Here is a 23665-nt window from a genome sequence, read left to right on the forward strand (position 1 = left end):
AGTACGGCCGACCAGATGAACGGCGTATAGTCGCTGTTCATTGTCTCCTTGGTCTTGCCGATGGCGGCAAGCCATTGCTTGGACAGGACCATGTACCAGGCGGCACCGAAAGCGAAGCTGGCGGCGGTGGCCAGGACCACGGCCAGCCAATTGACGGCAAAATGCGACATGTTCAGAAACTCCCCCAACGCTGATGCGCCGAGGAGAGACTAGCGCCGCTTGGGCTGCGCCGGAAGCCGTCACCCGCCTGGCTACAAGCCACCCATCTTGCAGACCAGGTTCCACTCGTCTTCGCTGACCTTGGAGACCGACAGACGCGAGAGCTTCACCAGCTCCATATTGCCCAGCTCAGGCGTCGCCTTGACCGTCGCCAGCGTCACCGGCTTGGGCAGGGGCTTGACCGCTTCGACATCGACGCACTGCCAGACGATATTGCCCTTGTCGTTGGGCTCGGCGGTGGAATCGGGATGCGCCAGGGCGATCACCTTGATGATGCCGACGATCTCCTTGCCGATATTGGAGTGATAGAAGAAGGCGAGATCGCCCAGCTTCATCGCCACCATGTTGTTGCGCGCGGTGAAATTGCGCACCCCATGCCACTGCTCGGGCTCACCTCGTTTGGTCTTTGCCATCATGTCGTCGAAGGAAAAGACGTCCGGTTCCGATTTCATCAACCAATAGGCCATTGCATCACACCTTCGGGGACATGTGGTCGTAAGCCAGCCGCCACGGCTTGATCTCGATACTGCCGAAAATGCCCTCAAACACGAACGGATCGGCATTGAAAATTGCGGTCGCGGCCTCAAGCGTGTCGGCTTCGATCACCACCAGCGACCCCTCGGGCGTGCCTTCGGCGCTGAGCAGCGCCCCGGCGAGCCGCAGCTGCTGGCCCAGGCTTTCCAGATGCTGCAAATGCACCGGACGCACGGCCAGGCGCTGGTCGAAAGTGCCCGGCTTGTCCTTGGCGATCATCGCAAACAGCATCACATCATTCCTCTCGTTTGAGCGGACGGGACATCAGCCCCGCCACTACTGTGGCAATATCGGCCTGACCGCTCAATACGGCATGCACGGCCTGGATCAGGGGCGCGTCGACATCGAGGCTTTTGGCCAGGGCATCGGCGACCGGCGTAGTGGCCACACCCTCGGCGAGCTTGGCGCCGCCCGCGATGATCGTTTCGACCGATTGCCCCCGGCCCAGCGCCATGCCGAACTGATAGTTGCGCGACTGCACCGACGTGCAGGTCAGCGTCAGGTCGCCCAGCCCCGCCAGCCCGGTCAGGGTAGTGGCCGAGCCGCCCATGGCCGCAACCATACGCGCCATTTCCGCAAAGGCCCGGGCAATCAGCGCCGAGCGGGCCGATGCCCCCAGCTCCGCGCCCTCGACGGCGCCACAGGCCAGCGCATAGACATTCTTGAGCGCCCCGGCGATCTCCACCCCGATGCGATCATCGGCGGCATAGGGTCGAAAGCTTGGACCGGCCAGGGCGGCCGCCAGCATCGAGGTATCGCCGGCATCATCCCCCGCCAGCGTCACCGCGGTCGGCCGGCCCGCCGCCACATCGGCAGCAAAGCTGGGCCCCGACAGCACGTAAGGCACGGCATCAGGTGCCATGTCGGCGAGGATTTCGCTCTGCCGGTCGAGCGTACCCGTTTCAAGGCCCTTGGCCGACAGCACTACCGGCTTGCCGGCAAGCAGCGCCGGATCGAGCGCCCCTAAAGCGGCCCGGCTCGACTGCGCCGGTACGGCGAGGATGACGAAATCGGCAGGGCCGGCCTGCATGGTCGCGGTAATGGCTTCGTGCAGGCGTTGCTCGCCCAGATAGCGGCGATTTGTGCGCGCGCTGTTGATTTCCTCGACCTGGGCGGCGTCGCGCGCCACCAGCGACACCTGCCGGCCCGCCATGGCTGCAGCCTGAGCCAGGGCCGTGCCCCAGGCGCCGCTGCCGATGACACTGACGGTTTCAAGCCGCATCGGGCGCTATCCTCATGTCATCGAGATCGAGCGGCCAGCGCGGCCGCGCCGTGAAATCGAGCCCATCATGGGCTCCCAGCGCAAAGCGCTCGGCCCCGGCCCAGGCGACCATGGCGCCATTATCGGTGCAGAGCGCGATGGGCGGCACCACCAGAATTGCCCCTGCTGCGGCACAAACCGCCTTGAGTGCTGCGGCGATGGTGCGATTGGCAGCGACACCGCCGGCCACCACCAATTGCATCTGCTGCCCCGGAAATTCGGCATTGAACCGCTCCAGCGCCTGGCGCGAACGCACCGCAACGACATCGGCCACCGCCTGCTGGAAGCTGGCCGCGATATCGGCGACATCCTGATCGCTCAGCGGCGCCAGCGCCTCGGCCTGCAGGCGCACCGCCGTCTTGAGACCCGAGAAGGAAAAATCCAGCCGTGCCTCGCGCAGCAGCGGCCGCGGAAACTTGAAACGCTTGGGATCGCCCGACTTGGCGATCTGTTCGACCGCCGGCCCGCCGGGATTGCCGAGACTGAGCATCTTGGCCACCTTGTCAAAGGCCTCGCCCAGTGCGTCGTCAATGGTGCTGCCCCAGCGCTCATAATCGCCGACGCCGCGCACCAGCACGAACTGGCTGTGCCCGCCCGAAACCAGCAGCATCAGATAGGGAAATTGCACGCCATCGGTCAGCCGCGCCGTCAGGGCATGGGCCTCGAGGTGATTGACTGCAATCAGCGGCTTGCCCAGGGCCGCCGCGAGCGCCTTTGCCGTCGTGAGACCCACGAGCACGCCGCCGATCAGGCCCGGACCGGCGGTCGCCGCGATGGCATCGACATCGGCCAGACCGATGCCCGCCTCGCGGCAGGCCTGGGCGATGATGTGGTCGAGCCAGGTGACATGCGCCCGCGCCGCCAGCTCTGGCACCACGCCGCCGAATGCCGCATGTTCATCGAACTGGCTGCGTACCACATTGGAACGAATCGTCGCCCTGCCGAATTGGTCGCGCATGACGATGGCCGCCGCGGTTTCGTCGCAGCTGGTCTCTATGCCGAGGATGATGGCTGGCGCTTGCCCGGTCACGACGAACTGGTTACTCCCTGAGGGTGTCTCTGCCTACTATAGGACGTTCCGACATTGCAATCGCCAGCTCCCTTCGCCCGCATCGGAACCCGCGGCAGCCCTTTGGCGCTGGCACAGGCGCGGCTGCTGCGCCGCCTGCTGGGCGAGGCCCATGGCGTAGCCGAGGATGACATTGCCATCGAGGTCATCTCGACCGGCGGCGACCGCAGCCAGGCCAGCAATGCCAGCCTCACCGAGATCGGCGGCAAGGGCCTTTTCACCAAGGAAATCGACGAGGCGATGCTCTCTGGCCGCGTCGACATCGGCGTGCATTCGAGCAAGGACGTGGCGACCCGCCTGCCCGAGGGCATCCGGCTGGCCGCTTTTCTCGAGCGCGAGGACGTGCGCGACGCCTTCCTGTCCGTCAAGGCGCAGAGCCTCGACCACCTCGCCGAGCGGGCCAAATTCGGCACCTCATCCATCCGCCGGGCCGCCCAGGTGCTGCGCCAGCGCCCCGACCTGACTATCGTCCCATTCCGCGGCAATGTCGGCACCCGGCTGCAAAAGCTGCTCGATGGGGTAGCCGACGCCACCATGCTGGCCATGGCCGGGCTCAACCGGCTGGGCGAGGGCCACCGCGCCACCGCCGTGCTCGACCCCGAAATCTTCATGCCGGCACCGGCCCAGGGCGCCATCGGGCTTGCCGTGCGCAGCGATGACCCGCGCATGGCCGGCCTGGTCGAGGTGCTCGATCATGCGCCGACCCACACCGCCATCACTGCCGAGCGTGCAATGCTGGCGATACTCGACGGCTCCTGCCGCACGCCTGTGGGGGCGCTGAGTCGGCTCGACAACGGCACCCTGACGCTCAAGGGCCAAATCCTTAGCCTCGATGGCAGGATCGCCTTTGACAGCGCCGCCACGGGTACCGACCCCGTCGCACTGGGACGTCAGGTCGGCGAGGATCTGATCGCCCAGGCCGGCACCGAGTGGCTGGCGCAATGGGCGAGCCTCTGATGCGGATGCTGGTGACACGGCCGGAGCCCGATGCCCAATCGACGCTGGCCCGGCTGCAGGCCCTCGGCATAGAGGCCGTTGCGGCCCCCCTCATGGTGCGCCAGACGCTCGACGCCAGCCTGCCGGCGGCCGACGGCTTTACCGCCATGGTGCTGACCAGCGCCAATGCGGTGCGCTCGCTGCTTGATCGCGGGATGATCGAAGACTATCGCCATCTGCCCGTCTTTGCCGTGGGCGACCAGACGGCGCTGGAAGCGACCGAAGCCGGTTTCGCGCGGGTCAGCAGCGCCGCCGGCGCCTTCCAGGATCTGGTCAATGCCATGACCATAGCCCGCGTGCCTGGCCCGATTTTTTACCCCACCGGCAAGCACCAAAGCGCCGACCTCGCCAAGGCGCTGGCGCCCTCTGGCGTGATGGTGGCCACTGCCAGGGTCTATGAAATGGTGGCGGTCGACGCCCTGCCCGAGCCTGTGCTTAGCGGCCTGGGCGACGGCAGCCTGGGCGCCGTTCTTGCCTATTCCCGCCGCACGGCCGAGATCTTTGCCGCCCTGACGCATGCGCTTGATCCGGCGCAGCGCAGTCGCCTTGCCATGCTGTGTATGAGCGAAGCAGTGGCCGGGCCGCTGCTCGAAGCCCGTTTCAACCGCATCAGCCTGGCCGACCGGCCCGACGAAGACGCGATGATGGCGCTGGCCTTGGCTTTTGCGCGCGAGCAAACTGGGCCATGATCGGCTCCAACGAGAGGATACCCAGCGATGGCGGACACCACGGGCAATGATCCTAAGCCGACAGGCGCCAAGCCGGCCGACGCCAAGCCCGAGGCCAAGTCCGGCGCGGTCAAGCCGCCGGTGCTGGACCTCAAGGCCCGCGAGACAGGCGCCAGCGCCAGTGCAGACAAGCCCGAACCCAAGCCTGCGGACACTGCGGCGACCGCTAAGCCCAAACTGGCCGAAAAGCCGGTGATGCCACCTGCGTCGAGGAGTGGCTTTCCGTTGGTCGCCACCCTTGGAGGGGGCGTGCTGGGCCTCGCCGCCGCCTATGGCCTGGCCTGGTTTGGGCTCTGGCCGACCACACCGGCTCCGGCGCCTGTGGCCGATCCACGGCTTGCCAGCTTCGCAACCGCCATTCCCGAACTGGAGACGGTGACCCAGACCACCCAGGCGGAACTGGCCACCCTCAACCAGCGTATCGGCGCGCTGGAAACGGCTGAACCTGCTGCGGCGGCGATCGCGACCGTGCCTGTCGACCTCAGCACGATCGAGGCAGACATCGCGGCGCTGACCCAGCGCATTGAGTCTGTCTCCGCCCCGGCGGCCGATGCCGGCATCGACGCGCTACGGGCCGATCTGGCGGGGTTGGGCACCCGGCTGGACGAACTGGCCGCCCGCCTCGGCACTGCCGAGGCCGGCCTGCGTGACCTCGACACCACGGTCACCGAAACCTCGGCCACGCTGGCCAGCCAGCCCGACGATATCGGCGCGGTGCTGCAACTGCCGCTGATCCTATCCGGCTTCGAGACCGCCTTTGCCACCGGCCGGCCCTACGAAACCGAACTCTCGGCCCTGCGGGCCGCCGTGCCCACCGCCGCGATTCCTACGACCATCGCCAACCAGGCCGCCAGCGGCCTCACGCGCCCCGACATCATTGCCGGCCGCTTTGCCGAGGTGTTGCCGGCCATGCTGGCGGGTCGTCCCGTCGATCCCACGGCGCAATGGCAGGATGGCGCCCTCGACTGGTTCCGCTCCGCCGTGGCCCTTCGGCCCACTGGCGAGATCGAGGGCGAGAACCCGGAGGCGGTGATGTCGCGGCTAGAGGGGGCCGTTGCTCGTCGCGATTTCGCCAGTGCCGAAACCCTGCTGGCCAGCCTGCCGGCGCCCATGCTGGCGGCCGGCGGCGACGTGCCTGCACTAATCGCCACCCAGGCCGAAGCCGCACGCTTCCTCGATGCACTGCGCGCCAGCGCCCTTTCCGGCGAGGCCATGCAATGATCCGTCTTGCCTCCTGGATCGTCGGTAGTCTCGTCATCACCGCTTTGGCGGCCTGGATGATTTCACTGCCCGGCACGCTGACCCTGGAAGTGGCCGGCTATCGCATGCAGCCTCGGCTGGGCGCGGCGGTCCTCATGTTCATCCTGATAGCGATAATCGTTATCGCCCTCTGGGCGATTGTGCGTCGCATCCTGTCGACCCCACGCAACTTGGCACGGCGCAACCGCGAACGCCGCCGCGAACAGGGCGTGGAAGCCCTGTCCGATGCCATCGTCGCGCTGCAGGCTGGCGATCCAGCCCGGGCTCGCATCCTTGCCCGCGAGGCCCAAGCCCGCCTGCCTAGCAATGCCGCCGCCCGCCTGCTCGAAGCCCGCGCCGACCTGGCGCTGGGCGACATGCCGGCGGCGCGCGAACACTATCGCGCTCTCATCGCCAGTGAAAAGACCGCCGTCGCCGCCCTGACCGGCCTTTTTGACCAAGCCCGCACCCAGCACCGTCCGGAAGCTGCGCTCACCTTTGCCCGCAAGGCGCTGGCCCTGGCGCCCGGCAGTGGCTGGGCCGCCGATGCGGTATTCGACGATCTTACCCGGCGCGGTCAGTGGGCCGAGGCAGTGGCCATGGTCAATGTCGAACAGACGAGCAGTCGCGAGGACCGCGCCCGCAAGCGGCGGCGCCAGGCCATCATCGAAACCGCCCGCGCCCGCGAGGCCGAGACCAGCAATCCGCTAACCGCACTCGACCATGCCCTGACGGCGCTGAAGCTGCTGCCCGACTTTGTGCCCGCAGCACTTATAGCGGCACGCATCCACATCAATCGCGGCGAGACCCGCAAGGCCATGAGCCTGCTGCGCCGCATCTGGCGCGCCACCGGACATCCCGACGTGGCAGCACTCTATGCCCATGCCCAGCCCGGCGCCTCCGCCGTTGAGCGGCTCAAGCGCCTCGGCGAGATCATCGAAACCCCGCCGCCACATCGCGCCGCCGGCATGGCCCTGGCTCGTGCCGCCATCGATGCCTATGACTGGCCGCTGGCACGCCAGGCCCTGGTTCCCTTTGCCGGCGCTGACGCCACCCAGGGCGTGGCGAGCCTGATGGCCGAGATCGAGGAAGGCCAGAGCGGCGATCAGGGCAAGGCCCGCGAATGGCTGGCCCGCGCCGTCCGCGCCCCGCGCGATCCCGCATGGACGGCCGATGGCCTGGTCAGCGACGAATGGGAGCCCATCTCCCCGGTCACCGGCAGGCTCGACGCTTTCGAGTGGAAGGTGCCGGTGACCCTGACCACGCGCGCACCTGAACCGGCGGCGTTGGCGCAATTGCCGGCCGAGATCCCCTTGCCTCTTGCACCGGCAACCAACCCGACGTAAAAGGCCACCCGTTGCCGCTTTAGCTCAGTTGGTAGAGCACATCATTCGTAATGATGGGGTCAGGTGTTCGAGTCACCTAAGCGGCACCATTCCCAATGCAATGTTAGGCGCCTTCCGTCTCAGCCAACACCCGTTGCTGGTGTGCCTGACGCGCCGTCGGACCAATCGCGGCGACCATTCGGCCCGCGGCACCAAACAGCACTTCACGCTCCTCCCGCGTCGACATGAAGAACGGGAAGCGATCCATGATACGGTCATAGATCACCGGCACGCGGGCGCCGTACAGGCACACCGGAAAGGTGAGTTCGCCCCAGTAGCCGATGCCTGCCATCTGCTCGAGCCCGAACACCCGCTTGTAGAACGGCCCATGCTCGGGGCGGACCGAGGAGATGCAATAGGTCGCGTTGAAATGCTCGCAGGCCATTACCGCCATGCGAAGCGTGAGATAGGGCAAAGCCGGGAATTCAAGGGAAGCATCGTGATCGGCGGTGAACCGGCTGGGATCCACATAGCTGCCCCCCCCATCGATAATGGCGCCCAGCACATCGGGCCAGATCTTTCGGCTGGGCGAGGTCAGCTCGGCCGCGCTGACGATGTGGAGACGGATCGAACTCACCAGCCGATCATCGATATAGACGCCGAAGCAATAGCAGTTTGGAGCCTCGTCATAGGCGTCGCGGGTGATTTGCTGGGAATTGACCGGAATGAAATCTTCGCGCCGATACGCCTCGTAGCGGAGCCGGTAGACCGGGTCGAACTGCTCGTCGACCGACACACGCCTGTATTGCACACGATCGAGAAGGTCGATGAGAGTCAATGCGAACCGCGAGGTCGCGCTGCCCCGGTCTATAACGGCACTCATTCACTGGCCCCCGAAATACTCGTGGGCATATTAATGTTTTGTTAGCCATAACGGGATCGGTAAAAACAAGGCGGGTCCCGCGCCGGATACCCTGTGTCGGCGAAAACGTTGTAATTACAACAGCGTAACCAGATTAACCATGTCGGCGATTTGTCTCGGTCTGATACGTCTCGGCGTTGAGACGACCGATGAGCTCACAGATATCGCGCTCGGGCAGCGGCCGACTGAAGTAGTAGCCCTGCACCTGCTGGATCTCGGTATGCGCCAGCATGGTATCGAGCTGAGCTTCGGTTTCCACCCCCTCGGCGATGACCGTGAGGTCGAGATCGCGCCCCAGCCTGGCCACATTGGCCAGCAGCCGCAGCGAGCGGGGATTGCTGGCAATATCGGCAACAAAGGAGCGGTCGATCTTGAGCTTGGTGAACGGCAGCGCATTGAGATAGCTCAGCGAGGAATAGCCGGTACCGAAATCGTCCAATGCAATGGCGATGCCTTTTTTGGCGAGATCGGTCAACACCCGCTGGGCAATCTCACGCTCCTCGATGACTGCCGTTTCCGTAACCTCGATCTCGAGTCGGGACGGCGACAGACCAGACGTCGCCAGGGCCCTGTCAACCAGTGCCCCCAGATCGCTGGCGCGGAAATCGCGTGCCGAAATATTGACCGCCACGGCCACGTCGGCCGGCCACTGGCTGCACTGCTGTGCGGCGCGCTGGATCACCCAGGCAGTGATCTCGGAAATCAGGCCCATCTCCTCGGCCAGCGGAATGAAGGTGGATGGGGGAATGATACCCAGCTCGGGGTGATTCCAGCGCGCGAGCGCCTCGCAGGTCATCACCTTGCGGGTGGCAATGTCGAGCAGCGGTTGGAATGCCAGGGTAAGGGCCCCATCGTGAACCGCATCGCGCAGATCGGCCTTGAGCCGCTGACGATAGTGATAGTCGATATCCATCTGGGCGTGGAATATCTGGCTGCGGGCCTTGCCATCCCCCTTGGCCGAATAGAGCGCCAGATCCGCCTTGGTCATCAGATCGTCCAACGGCTCGGACGCCACCGAGCTCGTAGCCACACCAACGCTGACGGTGACCGGCAGCGTGAGCCCGTCCAGTATGAATGGGTCGGTAAAGGCGGCCAGTATGGCCGCAGCATCGGAGCGCGCTTGGCCGGCATCCCCTACGGCACCGCGATAGATGACGAATTCATCGCCGCCCAGGCGGGCCAGCACGGCGTCGCCCGGCAGCGTCTGGCGCAGGCGGCTCGCCACCTGCACCAGCAATTCGTCGCCCACGATATGGCCGGACGTATCGTTGACATGTTTGAAATCGTCCACATCGATGATCATCAGCGAAACCAGGCGCTCCCGCGCTTCCGGCAGGCGACGGGCCGTCATGTCTTCGCTGGCCAGCTCGCCGAAATAGGTTCGGTTTGGCAGATTGGTCAGGGTGTCATGGCGCGCCATGAAGTTGATGCGCTCCTCCGAGGCCACCCGTTCGCTGATATCTTCGAACAGCAGCACGCAGCGTTCAAGGCGCGAACTGACAGTGACCTCGTAATAGCGATTGCCTGGCAGGCAGAGCAGGACCTTGCCTGCCGCCCGAGTGCTGATGAGATCGGCCAGCCGATCGACGGTGGTGCGGGGCAGGGTCTTGCTGTCGGCCAGATCAGCGAGCACCGAACCGAAAGGGCGTCCGATCAGTTCAGGCAGGCCGACCTGCGAGAACAGCCGCAACGCCCGCTCATTGGCAACGGAAATGACGCCCCGCTCGTCCAGCATGCACAGGCCATGCTCGAGCGTTGTCATGGCCATGTCCAGCTCGGCCGCCAGCCGGGAGGCCTCGACCCGGCCATGCACCGCACTGAGCAGAATGGATCGGATATCGCCGGCAAGCTTGCGGAAGCTGGCCAGCATCACGATGAGCAGGGCCGCCAAAACGGGATGATAGACGTCGCCATGCAGGAAGAAACCGATCGACATCGGCACGATCACACCCAGCATCTGAAGGGCAACCAGCCGGTCGAGGCCGAAATTTCGCGCACAGATGCCCACCATCACCGCGATCGACAGTGATACGCTGGCAAGCTCAGCGAAGGGGTCGTCGACCAGCAACATGGCGAACAGGCACCAGAACCCATACACCAGCGCCAGGGCGCTGCCGGAGGCTACGGCCCGGTTTTCCCACTGCTCGGCAGCTGCGGCATCGTCATTGTCGATTGCTGCACGCCAGAAGGCTTGCATGTTCAAATAGCGGAGCAAGCCAATGACAACGAAGGCAAAGGCGATGACATAGAGGGGGAGCGACTGGGCCTTATAGGCTGAAAGCCCGGCCGTGAAGGCGCTTGCAAACGCGCCAGCCAGCATCGCCCGCCGGTCACCATAGACCGAGCGGATGATCGACACATAGTCGAGAGCCGGCGTTGTTTTCCGGGCCGAGGTAAACACCCAATTCCCCTTTTTTCGGGCCGATGAGAGCGCTTCAGGCATTAAGAACGCCTTGCCACGACCGTCTGGAGCGCCGGGTATGGGAGTTTTCCCAATGGCAGGGTGAACGCCAAATTAATGAAATTGCTGGTGTTTCATCTCATCTTGCAGGTTGGACGGCGGCTTGCGCCGCCTTGAGCGCGGCGATGGCGGCTGCGGGGGGCATCAGCGGATCGTTCCAATAGCGATTTGCCACATCCCATACCGCGGCGACCAAAGCCGGCGATGCCGTCAGATGTGGCGTCGGCAGCGCAAAATCAGGCCGGTCGAGCGCAGCAAGCACCTTTTGCGAACAGGCATTGATGGCAACATGCGCATCGAGCCGTACCGGCGTGGAGCCTTTGGCGGCAGCAAAGCGTGTCTGGATGGTCGAATCCACGATGGCGTCCGCAAAGGCACGTTCGGCCGCCTCGATCTCGGGGGAAACACCACCCAGCAAGCCCCAGCTATCGACAGTGACTGGCAGATGAATGGCGCCCGGCACCAAGCGGCAGCCAAAATCGACGCCTTCTGTCTTGCCCGCAGCATGCCACTCGCCCTTCATCCAGTCGCCCTGCAATTGCAGCAACGCCTGCCCGTTGATCACCATATTGGTGGCGATGTTCCAGTCGCGGTTCACCGCTTCAGCATCGACGAGCTGCTGGAAGCGGCGCAGCCAGACGAAGACCTCAAGCATGCTGGCATCGTCCAGCACGGCAGGCTTGACGGTTCGCCCGTAGAGTCCGGCATAGACCTCCGGACCGCCGAGGCTGGCGACCAGCACATGGGTCAGGTAGCCAACCTGCCAGCGCTGGGCGCCCAGGGCGATAGGCTGGTAGCCAGCGGCCCGCACAGCGTCGAAATCGGCCCACATGTCGTCGAGCGATGTCCAGCTTTCGGGATCTATGCCGGCCGCCTCAGCCACTGAACGGCTGTAGTAAATCATGGCATCGGCATGGATGGTCGCCGGTACCTTGACGATGGCGCCATCTATGGTGATGGCCTCGCGCACCACCGCGGGCAGCTGTTCCAGCACACCGCTGGCCGCAAACTGTTCCCCCAGATGCAGCAGCTTTCCCTCGGCATCGAGTGAGCGGTAGATATCGGGCTGCGATTGCAGGAAAACATTGGGCGTAGCCCCGGCATCGATCACCTCCAGCACGGTGATGGCACCATCGGCATCGTGCGGGATGGCCAGCGGTACCCAGTGGTTGCCGCGGGCCTCAACCGCCTCGCGCAACACGTTGAGTGCCGCAAGTTCGGCGGGAGATGCCCAGTTATGATAGACGACTATATCTGTGGCGCTGGCTGCCGGGATGACAAGGGTGAGGGCAAGGACATGGTGGGCGAGTCGTCCGGTCCACACCACTCGCATCTCCTCCGTCGCGGATCTGAAGGCTGAAGCTAGCCCGTGGCCCGTCCAGCTCTTGCGGCACGGAACGAGGCATTTGTTTGGCGCAAACTGCGACCAAACTGCTTGCCAGCGCGTTAATGCCAGCCTCGGAAGGGTCGCTATGCGGGCCTATGGGTTACGGATATTCCAGTTGAACAGGTGACATCATGGTCGAAAAACTCAGCGGCAAGGAACGGGAAACGGGCCTGCGCAGCCTCAATGGCTGGGTCTATGACGAAGCAGGTGATGCCATTGAGCATGTCTTCAAATTCAAGGATTTTTCCGAGGCCTTCGGCTTTATGAGCCGGGTGGCGCTGGCCGCCGAGAAGGCTGGCCACCATCCCGACTGGTCCAACAGCTACAACGCCGTCACCATTCGCCTCTCGACCCATGATGCGGGCGGCCTCAGCGCCAAGGACATCGCCCTGGCCCAGATGATCGACAAGATCATGGCCTAGCCGCGCTCAGTGGAAATTGCGACCACCCGGCAGCGCAGCGTAGGCTTGCCGCCTGGCCCGCTCCACTTCGAGCAGCGCCGGCCGGTCGCGTCCCGGCTGCGGCCCCGATCGGCCTTCGTCGCCCCGCGCCAGGACACGATCGCCAATGTCGTGACCATGCGCAAGATCGAGCAGATGGCTGGTCATGTCGGTCAACTGCTCGGCAATGATGTGAATGACCAGCCCCTCGCGCTGCAACTGCCCGCGCACCGCCAGCATGCGGGCCCCCAGCACGGTCTTGCGGTTGGCCTCGAACACTTTCGGCCAGATAACGATATTGGCGATGCCGGTCTCGTCCTCGAGCGTGGCGAAGATCACGCCGCTGGCCGTGCCCGGACGCTGGCGCACCAGCACCAGCCCCGCCACCTCGATGCGGCTGCCCGGCTTGACCTGCATGAGCTGGTCCGACCGGGTTACGCGGCGGGCGTCGAGCAGCGGGCGGATGAACTGCAGGGGGTGCCCCTTGAGCGAAAAGGACAGCGTCGAATAATCGTGGATCACCTCCTCCCCAGGTAGCATCCGGGGCAGGCCGGCTTCGGCATCGCGGGCCGTTTCGACCTCTCCCGACGCCTGGAACAAGGGCAGCGTATCGGCCCCATGCGTGCCGATCAGCCCCTTGACCGCCCACAGCGCCTCGCGCCGCGACAGGCCAAGTGAGGCGAAGGCATCGGCGCGGGCAAGCTTTTCCAGTGAGGCGATGGAGACCCCGGTTCGCAGCCACAGATCGCGCACCGAATCATAGCCCGAACCACGGCGCGCCACGATGACGTTGATGTCCGCTTCCGGCAGCCCTATCGCCTGGGAGAGGCCGAGCCGGATGGCCTTGGTGGAATGAATGTCATCCGCCATGTCCTGATGCTGTGGCCATAAATGCTCCCGGGCCGGACGGCCGCCGTCTTCCAGTACGCATTCGAGATCGGAGAGATTGACGTCGAGCGAGCGCACCTCAACGCCATGTTCGATGGCATCGCGGATGATCTGGCTGGGAGCGTAGAAACCCATGGGCTGGCTGTTAAGCAGCGCGCAGGCAAAGACGTCCGGGTAATGGCATTTTAGCCAGCAGGAAGCATAAACGAGCAGCGCGAAGGACGCCGCATGGCTTTCGGGAAAGCCATATTCGGCAAAGCCCTTGATCTGGGCAAAGCAGCGCTGGGCAAATTCGAGGGCATAACCATTGTCGGTCATCCCCTTGAGGAAACGCTGCTCGAAGATCGCAATCCGGCCCGTCCGCCGCCAGGCCGCCATGGCGCGCCGCAGCTGATCGGCCTCTCCGGCCGAAAAGCCGGCCCCGACAATGGCCATCTGCATGGCCTGTTCCTGAAACAGCGGTATGCCCAGCGTACGCTCCAGCACCGCGTCCAGCCTGTCGCCCGGCTTGGGCGCCCAGGGCTCGGTGCCATCACGACGCTTGAGATAGGGGTGCACCATGCCGCCCTGGATGGGACCCGGCCGGACAATGGCGACCTCAATGACGAGATCGTAGAACCGTGTCGGCTTGAGGCGCGGCAGCATCGACATCTGCGCCCGGCTTTCGATCTGGAACACGCCCAGCGTATCGGCCCGATGCGTCATGGCGTAGACGCGCTCCCTGGCAAACGGCCCCTCCCCGGTTTCTTCCGCCAGCAGCTCGGTCAGCTCGGGCTTTTTTCCATAATGGACCTGCATCAGCTCGAAGGCGCGGCGCAGGCAACTCAGCATGCCCAGCGCCAGCACATCGACCTTGAGAATGGCCAGGGCGTCGATATCGTCCTTGTTCCATTCGATGATATTGCGGCTATCCATGGCCGACTTGCCTATGGGTACGAGGCTTTCCAGCGAATCCCGCGTGATGACGAAGCCGCCCACATGCTGGGATAGGTGCCGCGGAAATCCGCGCAGCACAGTGACGACCTCGAACATCTGCGCCAGCACCGGATCGTCCGGACTAAGGCCGATAGCGGCCACCCCGGCCAGATCCAGTTTCGATCCCCAGCCCCAATGCAGCTGGTTGAACGCGGCCACGGTGTCGTCGGAGACGCCGAACACCTTGGCCGTCTCGCGAATGGCGCTCTTGGAGCGATAGGAGATGACATTGGCGGTGAGGCCCGTGCGCTTGCCGCCATACTTCTTGTAGACATACTGCATCACCTCCTCGCGCCGCTCATGCTCGAAATCGACGTCGATATCGGGCGGCTCGTCGCGCTCGGTGGAAATGAAGCGCCCGAAGACCAGATTGGACTTGAGCGGATCGACTGCGGTGATGCCGAGGCAGAAGCAGACCGCCGAATTGGCCGCCGAACCGCGCCCCTGGCACATGATCTTGCGCTCGTTTCGCGCATACATGACAATATCATGCACGGTCAGGAAATAGGCCGCATAGCCCTTATAGGCGATGAGGCAGAGCTCCTTCCAGATACTCTCCTTGAGCGTGTCGGGGAGACCGTCGGGATAGCGCTGTGCCGCCCCCGCCCAGGTCAACCGCTCCAGCGTCTGCTGCGCCGTTTCTCCATCGCCAATGGTCTCCTCGGGATAATTGTATTTGAGCTGATCGAGCGAGAAGCCGATCCGGGCAATGAAGCGCTGGGTTTCAGCTATGGCATTGGCATGCTCGGCAAAGAGCCGCGCCATTTCCCCGGCCGGCTTGATATGCCGCTCGGCATTGGCGGCGAGCTGCCAGCCGGCGGTTTGCAGCGTCAGATGTTCGCGAATGCAGGTCACCACATCCTGCACCATGCGCCGATTGGGCTCGTGGTAGAGCACGTCATTGCTGGCCAGCATCGGCACGCCATGGCGCTTGCCGAGCTGGTCGATACGGTTGAGCCGGGCCCGGTCATTGCCATCGAACCGCACCGAGCCGACCACCCAGACACGGCCCGACGCGAGACGCGCCAGCGATTCCAGTATGCGCTCGGTCAACCCCCAGTCATCTTCGTTGGGGACAAGGATGAAGAGCTGCTCCTGCGCATGGTTTTCCGAGGGGCCATGCTCCACCGACGAAACCGGATCGCCCGAACCGAAGAGATCGGTGAAATAGAGGACCGGCTTGCCCTTTTCGCCCCGCTGATTGCCCCTTGTGAGCAGTTTGCACAGCCGCCCATAAGCCAGGCGATTGGTGGGATAGGCGATGATATCGGGCGTGCCGTCAGCAAAGCAGAGGCGCACGCCCACAAGATAGCGGAAATCGGGATGGCTCTCCTTGAGCTCGCGCGCCGTCACGAAACCCCGCACCACGCCAGCAAAGCTGTTGCGGTCGGTCAGGCCGAAACCGGTGAGCCCCGCATGGGCGGCGGCGGCGACCAGTTCCTCGGGATGGGAGCCGCTGCGCAGGAAGGAAAAATTGCTGGTCGACACCAGCTCGGCAAAAGCGGGCTCGGGCTGTCGGCTGCTGGGTCGCGGACGATCCCGCTGCTGCAGTGCAATCACGCCGCTCATGCGAAGAACCCATGCAGGTACCAGGTCGGCGTGAGCCCAAGGGCATAGAGCCCGTCCCGGAAAATCCAGAACCGCCGCCCCTCCCCGTCTTCGGCAACATAGTAATCCCGCGTCACCGCCTCGGGATTGAACAGCACGAGATTGGGTGTGTAGGGGGCCGACTCGGGCTTACGGTGTGGCTCGGGCGACACCAGCTGCAGGCGTTGACCTGTGCGCCACCATTCGGCACCCAGCCGCTCGGGGCCGGAGGCCCGGATGAGCTTGTAGCTGACCCGCCGCCAGATCATCGAGGCCGGAAGGCCGTCCGGCACTTCGGCATTGATGGCAATGGGTTCGGGCACGGGCAGCAGCCGCAGCGGACGCTGCAGGTCGGGGCGGGCCTGATATTGCTCGCCCCCGCTTCCGGCGATTGCCGGCACGAGTCTGGCCGCGCGTTCGGGGATATGGCTGGCCTGAAACTGCGTGCGCAGCACCGCCAGACTGCCCAGGCGACTGCTCATCCGGTCCTGCAGCTGATCGAGATCGGCCGCACCGTCATCGACGGCAAAGACCCCGAGCTGGGCGGCGTCGAGTTCCCCCACCGAACTCACCGCCAGCCGGATCATGTCGATGCCGAAGCCCGCGTCATATTCCCCTTCCAGCCGCTCGGAGCGGTTGCTGAACAGCTTGCCGATATGTTCGGGATCGCGGGTGAGACGGGCCGAATTGACCGACAGGGCCATCACCTTGTGGTCGACGCGATAGAGCAGCAGGTGGAAGGCCTGCGCCCCCAGCCCCTCTGCCTCGAGGCGGATGCCGAGCTGAATGGCCAGATCATGCGTGGTCATCAGCACATCGTCCATCAGCCCGATCGGATCGGCAAAACGCCGCTCGGCATAGCGTTCTGCCACCGGCAGGCGGGGCGTCATCCGCTCTTCGACCAGCCCAAAGGCCTGATCGATCCGGGTCAGCAGCGAGAGCCCGAACCGGGCCTGCAGCGGCTTGCGTTCACGCTGCCGGAGCTGGCCGATACTCTTGAGCCCCATCTGGGTGAGACCGGCAATCTGGGCCGGATCGAGCCGCAGCGCCGCGACCGGCAACGTGTCGAGCACCGCTTCGAGATCGCCCATCTCGACCACCTGGCTGCGCGCAAAATGGCTGACCGCCCAGGCCGCCCCGATAGTGGGCGCAACCGCGCCGGCAACCGTATAGCCCAGATCGCGCAGCCGGGTCAGCAGGCTGCGCAGCATGGCCCGCTCGCCGCCGAACAGATGCGCCACCCCGGTAATGTCGAGCACCAGATCGCCGAACCCCGCCAGATCGGTCATCACCGCAACCAGCGGGCTGGCATTGGAATGCCAGTCGGCGAAATCGGCAAAGGCCGCTTCGAGCAGCGGTCGCTCCATCTCGCGAACCACGAGGTCAGGCAGCATGGCGCGGGCATCGGCCAGGTTCTGCCCGATGCTGAGACCGGCTCTGGCCGCTGCGGCATCCACCGCGGCCAGGCGCAATCCGCCCTTGATCCGTTCGTACAGGGCCAGCGGTGCCGCGGCGAGCCGAGGATCAGCCCGTTTCAGGTAATCGGTGGCCCAGCTGGGCAGGAACAGCACGAGGAAGCGTCGCTCCTGTCGCGAACCGGTATGCGTGCCGGCGTCCAGCGTCAGTTGTCGTAAATCCATTTTCCGTCCAACCCAGAAGCCACTCGGTCTGCTGCTTGAGCAAAATCCCCTTCTCCAATTGCGCCCGCCAGCGCGGCGGGCCGGGCGCCATGGCGTCATAGCGCTTGCGGGCGCTCGCCTGGGGGGTCAGCCGCCAGCGCAGATGCGCGGCGCTCGCCTCCCGCCCCGTGCCGTAGCGCAATAGGAAAATCGAACAACCGGCGCCGGCGGCACGCAGGCTCAGCCGGCGGCTGGCGGTAAAATCAAGCTGCCGGTGATGACCGGCAATATCGGCGACGACAGCCGCCACCGCCTTGCAGGCCACGGCTTCCTCAGCGGCCCACAACAGCTCGGCCATATTGGCGGCACGCACCAGCACCAGCGCATCGGGGTCAAAACCGAAACTGACAAGGCCGGGGCCATAGGGCAGGCCCAGCTCCTGAGCATCATTGGCCAATTGCAGATAGACGATGGCGGGCCGCCGGGGGTTAAGCAGGCTGCGCGCCTGGGCCAGGGCAAAACCCAGCACCGCCCCGGCATGGCGCCGCTCATCGGAAAATATCTCCTGCAGCAGGCCGCCACCCGGCAGCGGAAACCCCTGCATTTCGTCCTGCACCAGCACCCGTGCTTCAGCCAGCGCCGGCTTGCGCTCGATATCGGCAATGCTGTCCCGCAGCGCGGCGATGCGCTGCTGGCGATCGGGCGAAATCATCGCGCCAACCTTCCTGGTGATGCGAACAAAACAGGAACATTTAGACTCCGAATCCGCACGGAGTCGAGTCCTTTTCACCACCCAGGGTGTGGCGCTTCGGCATCAAGCCCGGTCAAGAGCGCGTGAGTGGGCCTCCAGCCCATTGAGGAAATCGCGCGGGCTGCTAACTCTGTTCAGGCCTGCCCTCCCCGGTGCGCAAACCCATTTCGTCGCTCCCACCACTCCCCGAAGGAGGCTTGCGCCATGTTCGAGGCCATTACACGATTGTTCAACCGGCCCGACGCCGTGCAGGACAACCACGAGCCCAAACTGGCCGTCGCCGCCCTGCTGGTACATCTGGCCGCCGTGGACGGGCAGATGAAGGACGAGGAGCGCAATGCCATCAAGGGCGCGCTGCAGGACCAATATGACCTCGACGAGGCGAGCGTTGAAAAGCTGGTCCGCGAGGCCGCTTTGCGCGATGCCGAGGCCGTGGATTTCTACCGCTTCACCCAGGGCATTACCCAGCTCCCCATGGACGACCGCATCGAGATCGTGCGGATGATGTGGATGGTGGTCTTTTCCGACAAGAAGAACCACGAGCTGGAGGACAACATGGTCTGGCGCATCGCCGAACTCATTGGCGTCTCCAGCCGCGACCGCACCATCCTGCGCAACCAGATCGGCAAGTCCGAGAAGGCCTGACGCCTACCAGGCGGCAAATTCGCCGATGATCTCGACTTCGTCGCTGGCGCAGTCGAATTCGCCGGACTGGTCGGCCGCTTCGCGCGCCAGCACATTGGCATCGGCATTGGCCAGCGCATCGATATAGGCGATGTGGCAGCTATTGCCCTCGACCAGCTGCGTCACCACCAGCACCTGGCCCTTGTCCTCCCCGGTTTCCGGATCGGCCGTGTGGTAGCGCACGATGGTGGCAATCGGCATCCAGCGGCCCAGCGCATTGCTGAGCCGCCATTCCAGCTTGGGCCCCAGCGTATTGAACGGCGGCAGGGTCTGGCCATCGGCCATCCTGGCGCCAAAGCCGTAGATGAGCGAGAAACGCAGGTCGCCCTCGGTCACCAGCAGCGGATAGCCCTTGTAGCCAGGACAGGACCAGCTGGCGCCGAAATCATCGGCATCGAGCACCAGGCACTCGTCGAGATCGATATCGGTATAGGCGCTGTTGAACGCGGCCTGGGCCGGCACGGCCAGCAGCAGCGTCGCGAGCAGGCCGGCAAATATCGATTTCATGGTCATTCCTTCCAGGATACATGCACCGAGCATAGCGGGCATCAGCCAAACTGGCTTGCCTTTGCGGCCTGTTGTGGGCACAACGCAGCCACTTTGTCGCCTCCACGATGAACGAGACATGAAGCCATGAATATCGACGCCATCCCGACCGGGAAGAATCCGCCCGACGACCTCAATGTCATCATCGAAGTCCCGATGGGTGGCGAGCCGATCAAGTACGAAATCGACAAGGCCAGTGGCGCGCTCTTCGTCGACCGCTTCCTCTATACGCCGATGCGCTATCCCGGCAATTACGGCTTCGTGCCCCATACGCTCTGCGGCGATGGCGATCCGCTCGACGTCATCGTGATGAATTCCCGCCCTCTCGTCCCCGGCGCCGTGGTGCGCTGCCGCCCCATCGGCGTGCTGTTCATGGAAGACGATGGCGGCCAGGACGAGAAAATCCTCGCCGTGCCGGTCAGCAAGCTCACCAAGATGTATGACAGCATCAAGGATATCGGCGACATGCAGGCCATCCAGGTGGAGCGCGTGAAGCACTTCTTCACCCACTACAAGGACCTCGAGCCCGGCAAATGGGCCAAGATCAGCCATGTCGGCGGCTATGAGGACGCCAAGAAGGTGATCCTCGACTCCATCGAGATGCACAAGAACGCCAAGTAAGCCGCCGTGACCGGCCGCATCGTCATTCTCAACGGCGCGCCGCGCTCGGGCAAATCCTCCATCGCCAGGGCCATGCAGGACAACCTGCCTGGCCATTGGATCAATCTGGGCGTCGATGCCCAGAACGCCATGTTGCCACAGGCGCTGTTGCCGGGGATAGGTTTACGGCCCGGCGGCGAACGGCCCGACCTCGAGGCCTTTGTGCCCGGCCTCTTCTCCGCGCTCTACGACGCCATTGCCGCCCATGCGCGGCAGGGCTTTGACGTCGTGGCCGATCTGGGCCATCACGACAGCTATTCCCAACCCCTCGGCATCCTTCCCGCCTGTGCCCGCCATATGGCCGGGCTCGACGTGCTGTTCGTCGGCGTGCGCTGCCCGGTTGAGACCATCATGGCCCGCCGCAATGCCGATCCGCGGGGCTATGTTGCCGGCCCGGGCGTACCCGAGCCGGTGCGGCGCTGGCAGGAGGCGGTGCATGTGCCGGGCATTTACGACCTCGAACTCGATACCGCCGTCCTGAGCCCACAGGCTTGCGCCACCGCCATCGCCCAGGCGCTGGCCCATCCGCCGCAGCCGAGAGCCTTTGCGCGGCTGGCCCGCCTCTAGCGCCCGACGCCCATGCGGGCCAGCAGCCGGTCGCGCCGGATGAACTGGTGCCAGAGCGCGGCCCCGACATGGCCGATGAGCAGGGCAATCAGCAGGCGCGCCAGCAGGCCATGCACGCCCATGGGCGGAACCTGGGTGAAATCGGGCAGCGGCAGGGGCGCTGCACCCAGCAGCTGCAGATTGGCCCCGCTGAGAATGATGGTGGCCGACCCGCTGGCCACCATGACCAGAATGGCCACATAGAGCCCGTAATGCACGACGCGGGACGCAACCGCCTGGCCGCGCGACATGTCGGCCGGATCGGCAGGGCGCCTGTCGAAGAACAGCCACCAGACGATGCGCAACAGGGTCAGCAGGCCAATGACCGCCCCCATGACGGCATGGCCGCGCAGCAGCGTCAGCTCTAGCGCCGCATCACTGGTGTTTTCTGCAGCGAGGCCGCTGGCCAGCATGCCGACAATGGCAATGGCGGTGACCCAGTGGATGGCGATGGCCATGCTGCCATAGCGGGTGGAACTGCTTTTGAGCGACATAGCTGACTCCTTGCGACAGCGCTGCGAATGGCATATAAATAGCATACTATGTATTTAAATAGCAAGCTATGCAAATGGCCCTGATTCGCGAAGCCTCGGCGGGCTACCTCACCAATTGGGCGGCGCGCCTGTTCGCCCGTGAGCTGGAGCGGCAGCTGGCGCCCTCCGGTATTGCGCCAGCCTACATGCCGGTGCTGTTTGCCCTGGCCGACGGGAGTGCGCTGACGCAAAAAGCCCTGGCCCGCCGCGCTGCGGTGGAACAGCCCACCATGGCGGCCACGCTCAACCGCATGCAGCGCGACGGCATGATAACCCGCCGGCCCGACCCCGGGGATAAACGCAGCGCGCTGGTGGCGCTGACGCCACTGGCCCTGGGCCAGATCGACGCCGTCGAGCGGGTGGTGAGCGCCATCAATACGCTGGCGCTCGAACAGCTGGCACCCGACGAACGGACCCAATTGCTGGGCCTGCTGCGCCGGGTGATCGGCGTGCTGGAAGCCCAGGACAAGCAGCTGGGCACCTGAGGCCGTGCAGCCTAGTTTACCGTCAGGTGCCCCAGCTTGTCGGGATTGCGGACGATATAGATGCCCTTGATCTGGCCCTCTTCGATCAGCAGGGCGGTGGTCTGCCAGCCATCGCTTTCCTCGCTGATGAAGCCGGGCAGGCCGTTGATGATGCCGTAGCGGACGATCGACGAACCCTTGTCGGCGAACATCTGCGCGAGACCGGCATGCAGCGCCATGACGGCTTCGAGGCCGAGAATGGGCTGGGTCGCGGCCGGCCGCTTGCCGCCGCCATCGGAGACCACCACCACATCCGCCGCCAGCAGCGCCCGCAGCGCGCTCATGTCGCCACTGCGTGAGGCGTCGAAGAAAGCCTCGGCGATCGCGAGGCTACGCTCTTCGGCGATTGGAAAGCGTGGCCGCGCCGCCCGGACATTGGTACGGGCGCGGCTGGCCAATTGGCGGCAGGCGGCTGGGTCCTTGCCGATGGTTTCCCCGATCTCGGCAAAGCCGACGCCGAACACATCGTGCAGCAGGAAGGCGGCACGCTCGAGCGGCGACAGCCGTTCGAGCGCCAGTAGCAGCGGCAGGGTGACATCGTCGTCGAGCATGTCGGCTTCAGCCTCGACCACCGGCTCGGGCAGCCACGGCCCGATATAGGTCTCGCGCCGGTGCCGGGCCGATTTGAGCACATCCAGACAAAGCCGCGTCACCGTGCGGATGAGGAAGCCCTCGGGCTCCCTCACCTCATCGCGCTCGGCCTTGAGCCAGCGGATGAACGCTTCCTGCACCACATCCTCGGCATCGGCGACCGAGCCGAGCATGCGATAGGCCACCCGCAACAGGCGCGGCCGGATTGGCTCGAAGGCACTGGCCGCGGCCTGTCCGGACGCTTCCATCAGGCGGCCACGCGCGGTGCGGAACCCGGATGGGACACCTTGAAGCCGACATTGAGCCGGTTGAAGCTGTTGATGGCAGTAATCATCAGGGTCAGCTTGACCTGCTCTTCGGGAGTGAATTCCTGCGCCACTGCTTCATAGGCGAGATCCCGGCCATGCTCGTCCCCGAGCCGGGTCAGCGCCTCGGTCCAGCCCATCGCCGCCCGCTCGCGGGCGCTGAACAGCGGCGATTCGCGCCAGGCATCGAGCAGGAAGATGCGCATCTCGCTCTCGCCGGCCTTGCGGGCGTCCCGCACATGCATGTGGAGGCACGCGGCGCAGCCATTGATCTGCGAAGCGCGGATCTTGATCAGCTCGACCAGGCCCGGCTCGAGCCCCATGGCGGCGACGGTGTTGCCGAATTCGATGAGCGGCTGGATGAGATTGCCGGCGGCCATATAGGGATTGGGTCTTGTGGTCATGATGTTTCCTCGTGTTCGGGGTGATCCCGAAGGAGAAGACGAGGTGGATGGGACGAGTGTGACATGGGTGCGTGTTTTTCGTGGATCGTGGCTCTCATACCCCCTCCTAACCTCCCCCTGACAGGGGGAGGGACTGATCCAGTTCTTGGCTGCATGCTGCCACAACCACAGCGCGGTTCCTCCCCCTATCAGGGGGAGGTTGGGTGGGGGTACTCCGATCCCAACCCTTACCCCAGCAGCCCATAGGTCTGCACGACATTGCCCTTGCTCGTGGTGGTGCTGTTCTTGAGCACGAGGCGCGTCGTCGGATCCGTCGGCTCGAACAGGTGCCTCCCTTTGCCTGCGATGACCGGGTGGGTGATCAGCGTCAATTCGTCCAGCAGCCCCGCAAACAGCAGTTGGCGCAGCAGC

Annotated in this window: 24 protein-coding genes and 1 tRNA gene; 10 read left to right on the plus strand and 15 right to left on the minus strand. The window is 64.8% G+C overall.

What is annotated here, in order from left to right:
* Positions 1-251 precede the first annotated feature (251 nt).
* The 4 genes from V6M52_RS15800 to tsaD are packed head-to-tail and all read right to left on the minus strand — an operon-like array spanning position 252 to position 3023.
* Entirely contained in the window at positions 252-686 is a 435-nt protein-coding gene (locus V6M52_RS15800; protein ID WP_332701705.1) for an EVE domain-containing protein, read from the minus strand.
* 4 nt (positions 687-690) lie between these two features.
* Entirely contained in the window at positions 691-984 is a 294-nt protein-coding gene (locus tag V6M52_RS15805) for a YciI family protein (RefSeq protein WP_332701707.1), read from the minus strand.
* Between the two features lie 4 nt (positions 985-988).
* Positions 989-1975, minus strand: a complete 987-nt coding sequence (locus tag V6M52_RS15810; RefSeq protein WP_332687932.1) for an NAD(P)H-dependent glycerol-3-phosphate dehydrogenase — start codon at positions 1973-1975, stop codon at positions 989-991.
* Entirely contained in the window at positions 1965-3023 is a 1059-nt protein-coding gene (gene tsaD, locus V6M52_RS15815; RefSeq protein ID WP_442881876.1) for a tRNA (adenosine(37)-N6)-threonylcarbamoyltransferase complex transferase subunit TsaD, read from the minus strand. The genes V6M52_RS15810 and tsaD overlap by 11 nt, the downstream gene beginning before the upstream one ends.
* Before the next feature lie 75 nt (positions 3024-3098).
* Between tsaD and hemC the strand changes: the two genes are divergently transcribed.
* From hemC to V6M52_RS15840, 5 genes are all read left to right on the plus strand, one after another.
* Entirely contained in the window at positions 3099-4040 is a 942-nt protein-coding gene (gene hemC / locus V6M52_RS15820) for a hydroxymethylbilane synthase (protein WP_332701711.1), read from the plus strand.
* Positions 4025-4768 (plus strand): uroporphyrinogen-III synthase, encoded by a 744-nt coding sequence (locus V6M52_RS15825; RefSeq protein ID WP_332687935.1) that lies wholly within the window; start codon positions 4025-4027, stop codon positions 4766-4768. The genes hemC and V6M52_RS15825 overlap by 16 nt, the downstream gene beginning before the upstream one ends.
* Before the next feature lie 27 nt (positions 4769-4795).
* On the plus strand, positions 4796-6028 hold the full coding sequence (locus V6M52_RS15830; RefSeq protein ID WP_332701713.1) for a COG4223 family protein: 1233 nt from the start codon (positions 4796-4798) through the stop codon (positions 6026-6028).
* The gene (locus tag V6M52_RS15835; protein ID WP_332701715.1) at positions 6025-7392 is read left to right on the plus strand and encodes a heme biosynthesis protein HemY; all 1368 of its coding nucleotides are present in this window, start codon (positions 6025-6027) and stop codon (positions 7390-7392) included. The genes V6M52_RS15830 and V6M52_RS15835 overlap by 4 nt, the downstream gene beginning before the upstream one ends.
* A 13-nt stretch (positions 7393-7405) precedes the next feature.
* Positions 7406-7481: transfer RNA gene (locus V6M52_RS15840), tRNA-Thr, on the plus strand.
* 14 nt (positions 7482-7495) lie between these two features.
* On the opposite strand, the gene V6M52_RS15845 is transcribed toward V6M52_RS15840, so the two are convergent.
* From V6M52_RS15845 to V6M52_RS15855, 3 genes are all read right to left on the minus strand, one after another.
* Positions 7496-8254: an N-acyl amino acid synthase FeeM domain-containing protein gene (locus tag V6M52_RS15845; protein WP_332701717.1), complete on the minus strand. Its 759-nt coding sequence runs from the start codon at positions 8252-8254 to the stop codon at positions 7496-7498.
* 133 nt (positions 8255-8387) lie between these two features.
* The gene (locus V6M52_RS15850; RefSeq protein ID WP_332701718.1) at positions 8388-10694 is read right to left on the minus strand and encodes a putative bifunctional diguanylate cyclase/phosphodiesterase; all 2307 of its coding nucleotides are present in this window, start codon (positions 10692-10694) and stop codon (positions 8388-8390) included.
* Between the two features lie 139 nt (positions 10695-10833).
* Entirely contained in the window at positions 10834-12078 is a 1245-nt protein-coding gene (locus tag V6M52_RS15855; protein WP_332701720.1) for an ABC transporter substrate-binding protein, read from the minus strand.
* Between the two features lie 194 nt (positions 12079-12272).
* Between V6M52_RS15855 and V6M52_RS15860 the strand changes: the two genes are divergently transcribed.
* A complete protein-coding gene (locus V6M52_RS15860; RefSeq protein ID WP_332689045.1) occupies positions 12273-12563 on the plus strand; it encodes a 4a-hydroxytetrahydrobiopterin dehydratase in 291 nt (96 codons plus the stop codon).
* Positions 12564-12569: 6 nt separating this feature from the next.
* Here V6M52_RS15860 and V6M52_RS15865 read toward each other — a convergent pair whose 3' ends face one another.
* From V6M52_RS15865 to V6M52_RS15875, 3 genes are read right to left on the minus strand one after another with little or no spacing between them, the layout of a single operon-like run.
* Positions 12570-16013, minus strand: coding sequence for an error-prone DNA polymerase (locus V6M52_RS15865; RefSeq protein WP_332701722.1), 3444 nt, complete (start codon positions 16011-16013; stop codon positions 12570-12572).
* Positions 16010-17671, minus strand: a complete 1662-nt coding sequence (locus V6M52_RS15870) for a Y-family DNA polymerase (RefSeq protein WP_332701724.1) — start codon at positions 17669-17671, stop codon at positions 16010-16012. The genes V6M52_RS15865 and V6M52_RS15870 overlap by 4 nt, the downstream gene beginning before the upstream one ends.
* Positions 17556-18362 (minus strand): ImuA family protein, encoded by an 807-nt coding sequence (locus V6M52_RS15875; RefSeq protein WP_332701726.1) that lies wholly within the window; start codon positions 18360-18362, stop codon positions 17556-17558. The genes V6M52_RS15870 and V6M52_RS15875 overlap by 116 nt, the downstream gene beginning before the upstream one ends.
* Before the next feature lie 243 nt (positions 18363-18605).
* Here V6M52_RS15875 and V6M52_RS15880 point away from each other — a divergent pair, with 243 nt between their 5' ends.
* Entirely contained in the window at positions 18606-19046 is a 441-nt protein-coding gene (locus V6M52_RS15880; protein ID WP_332701727.1) for a tellurite resistance TerB family protein, read from the plus strand.
* A 3-nt stretch (positions 19047-19049) separates the two neighbouring features.
* Here the strand turns inward: V6M52_RS15880 and V6M52_RS15885 are convergent, their stop codons facing one another.
* A complete protein-coding gene (locus V6M52_RS15885; protein ID WP_332701729.1) occupies positions 19050-19592 on the minus strand; it encodes a hypothetical protein in 543 nt (180 codons plus the stop codon).
* Between the two features lie 126 nt (positions 19593-19718).
* Here V6M52_RS15885 and ppa point away from each other — a divergent pair, with 126 nt between their 5' ends.
* Together ppa and V6M52_RS15895 are read left to right on the plus strand one after the other, a co-directional pair.
* On the plus strand, positions 19719-20252 hold the full coding sequence (ppa, locus tag V6M52_RS15890) for an inorganic diphosphatase (RefSeq protein WP_332689052.1): 534 nt from the start codon (positions 19719-19721) through the stop codon (positions 20250-20252).
* Positions 20253-20258: 6 nt separating this feature from the next.
* The gene (locus tag V6M52_RS15895; protein WP_332701731.1) at positions 20259-20858 is read left to right on the plus strand and encodes a chloramphenicol phosphotransferase CPT family protein; all 600 of its coding nucleotides are present in this window, start codon (positions 20259-20261) and stop codon (positions 20856-20858) included.
* Here the strand turns inward: V6M52_RS15895 and V6M52_RS15900 are convergent.
* A complete protein-coding gene (locus V6M52_RS15900) occupies positions 20855-21391 on the minus strand; it encodes a cytochrome b (protein ID WP_332701733.1) in 537 nt (178 codons plus the stop codon). The two genes, V6M52_RS15895 and V6M52_RS15900, sit on opposite strands and share 4 nt — an antisense overlap.
* A gap of 74 nt (positions 21392-21465) precedes the next feature.
* Here V6M52_RS15900 and V6M52_RS15905 point away from each other — a divergent pair, with 74 nt between their 5' ends.
* Positions 21466-21915, plus strand: a complete 450-nt coding sequence (locus V6M52_RS15905; protein ID WP_332689056.1) for a MarR family winged helix-turn-helix transcriptional regulator — start codon at positions 21466-21468, stop codon at positions 21913-21915.
* 11 nt (positions 21916-21926) lie between these two features.
* On the opposite strand, the gene V6M52_RS15910 is transcribed toward V6M52_RS15905, so the two are convergent.
* The 3 genes from V6M52_RS15910 to V6M52_RS15920 all read right to left on the minus strand — a co-directional run.
* The gene (locus V6M52_RS15910; RefSeq protein WP_442881877.1) at positions 21927-22796 is read right to left on the minus strand and encodes a sigma-70 family RNA polymerase sigma factor; all 870 of its coding nucleotides are present in this window, start codon (positions 22794-22796) and stop codon (positions 21927-21929) included.
* Complete coding sequence (locus V6M52_RS15915) at positions 22793-23254, minus strand: carboxymuconolactone decarboxylase family protein (protein WP_332689060.1); 462 nt, start codon at positions 23252-23254, stop codon at positions 22793-22795. Before V6M52_RS15915 ends, V6M52_RS15910 begins: the two co-directional genes overlap by 4 nt.
* A 227-nt stretch (positions 23255-23481) precedes the next feature.
* Positions 23482-23665, minus strand: a 184-nt coding sequence (locus V6M52_RS15920) for a dihydrofolate reductase family protein (RefSeq protein WP_332701737.1), incomplete at its 5' end; no start/stop codon positions are given.

The organism is Devosia sp., from assembly GCF_036676215.1.
Taxonomy (GTDB): Bacteria; Pseudomonadota; Alphaproteobacteria; order Rhizobiales; family Devosiaceae; genus Devosia.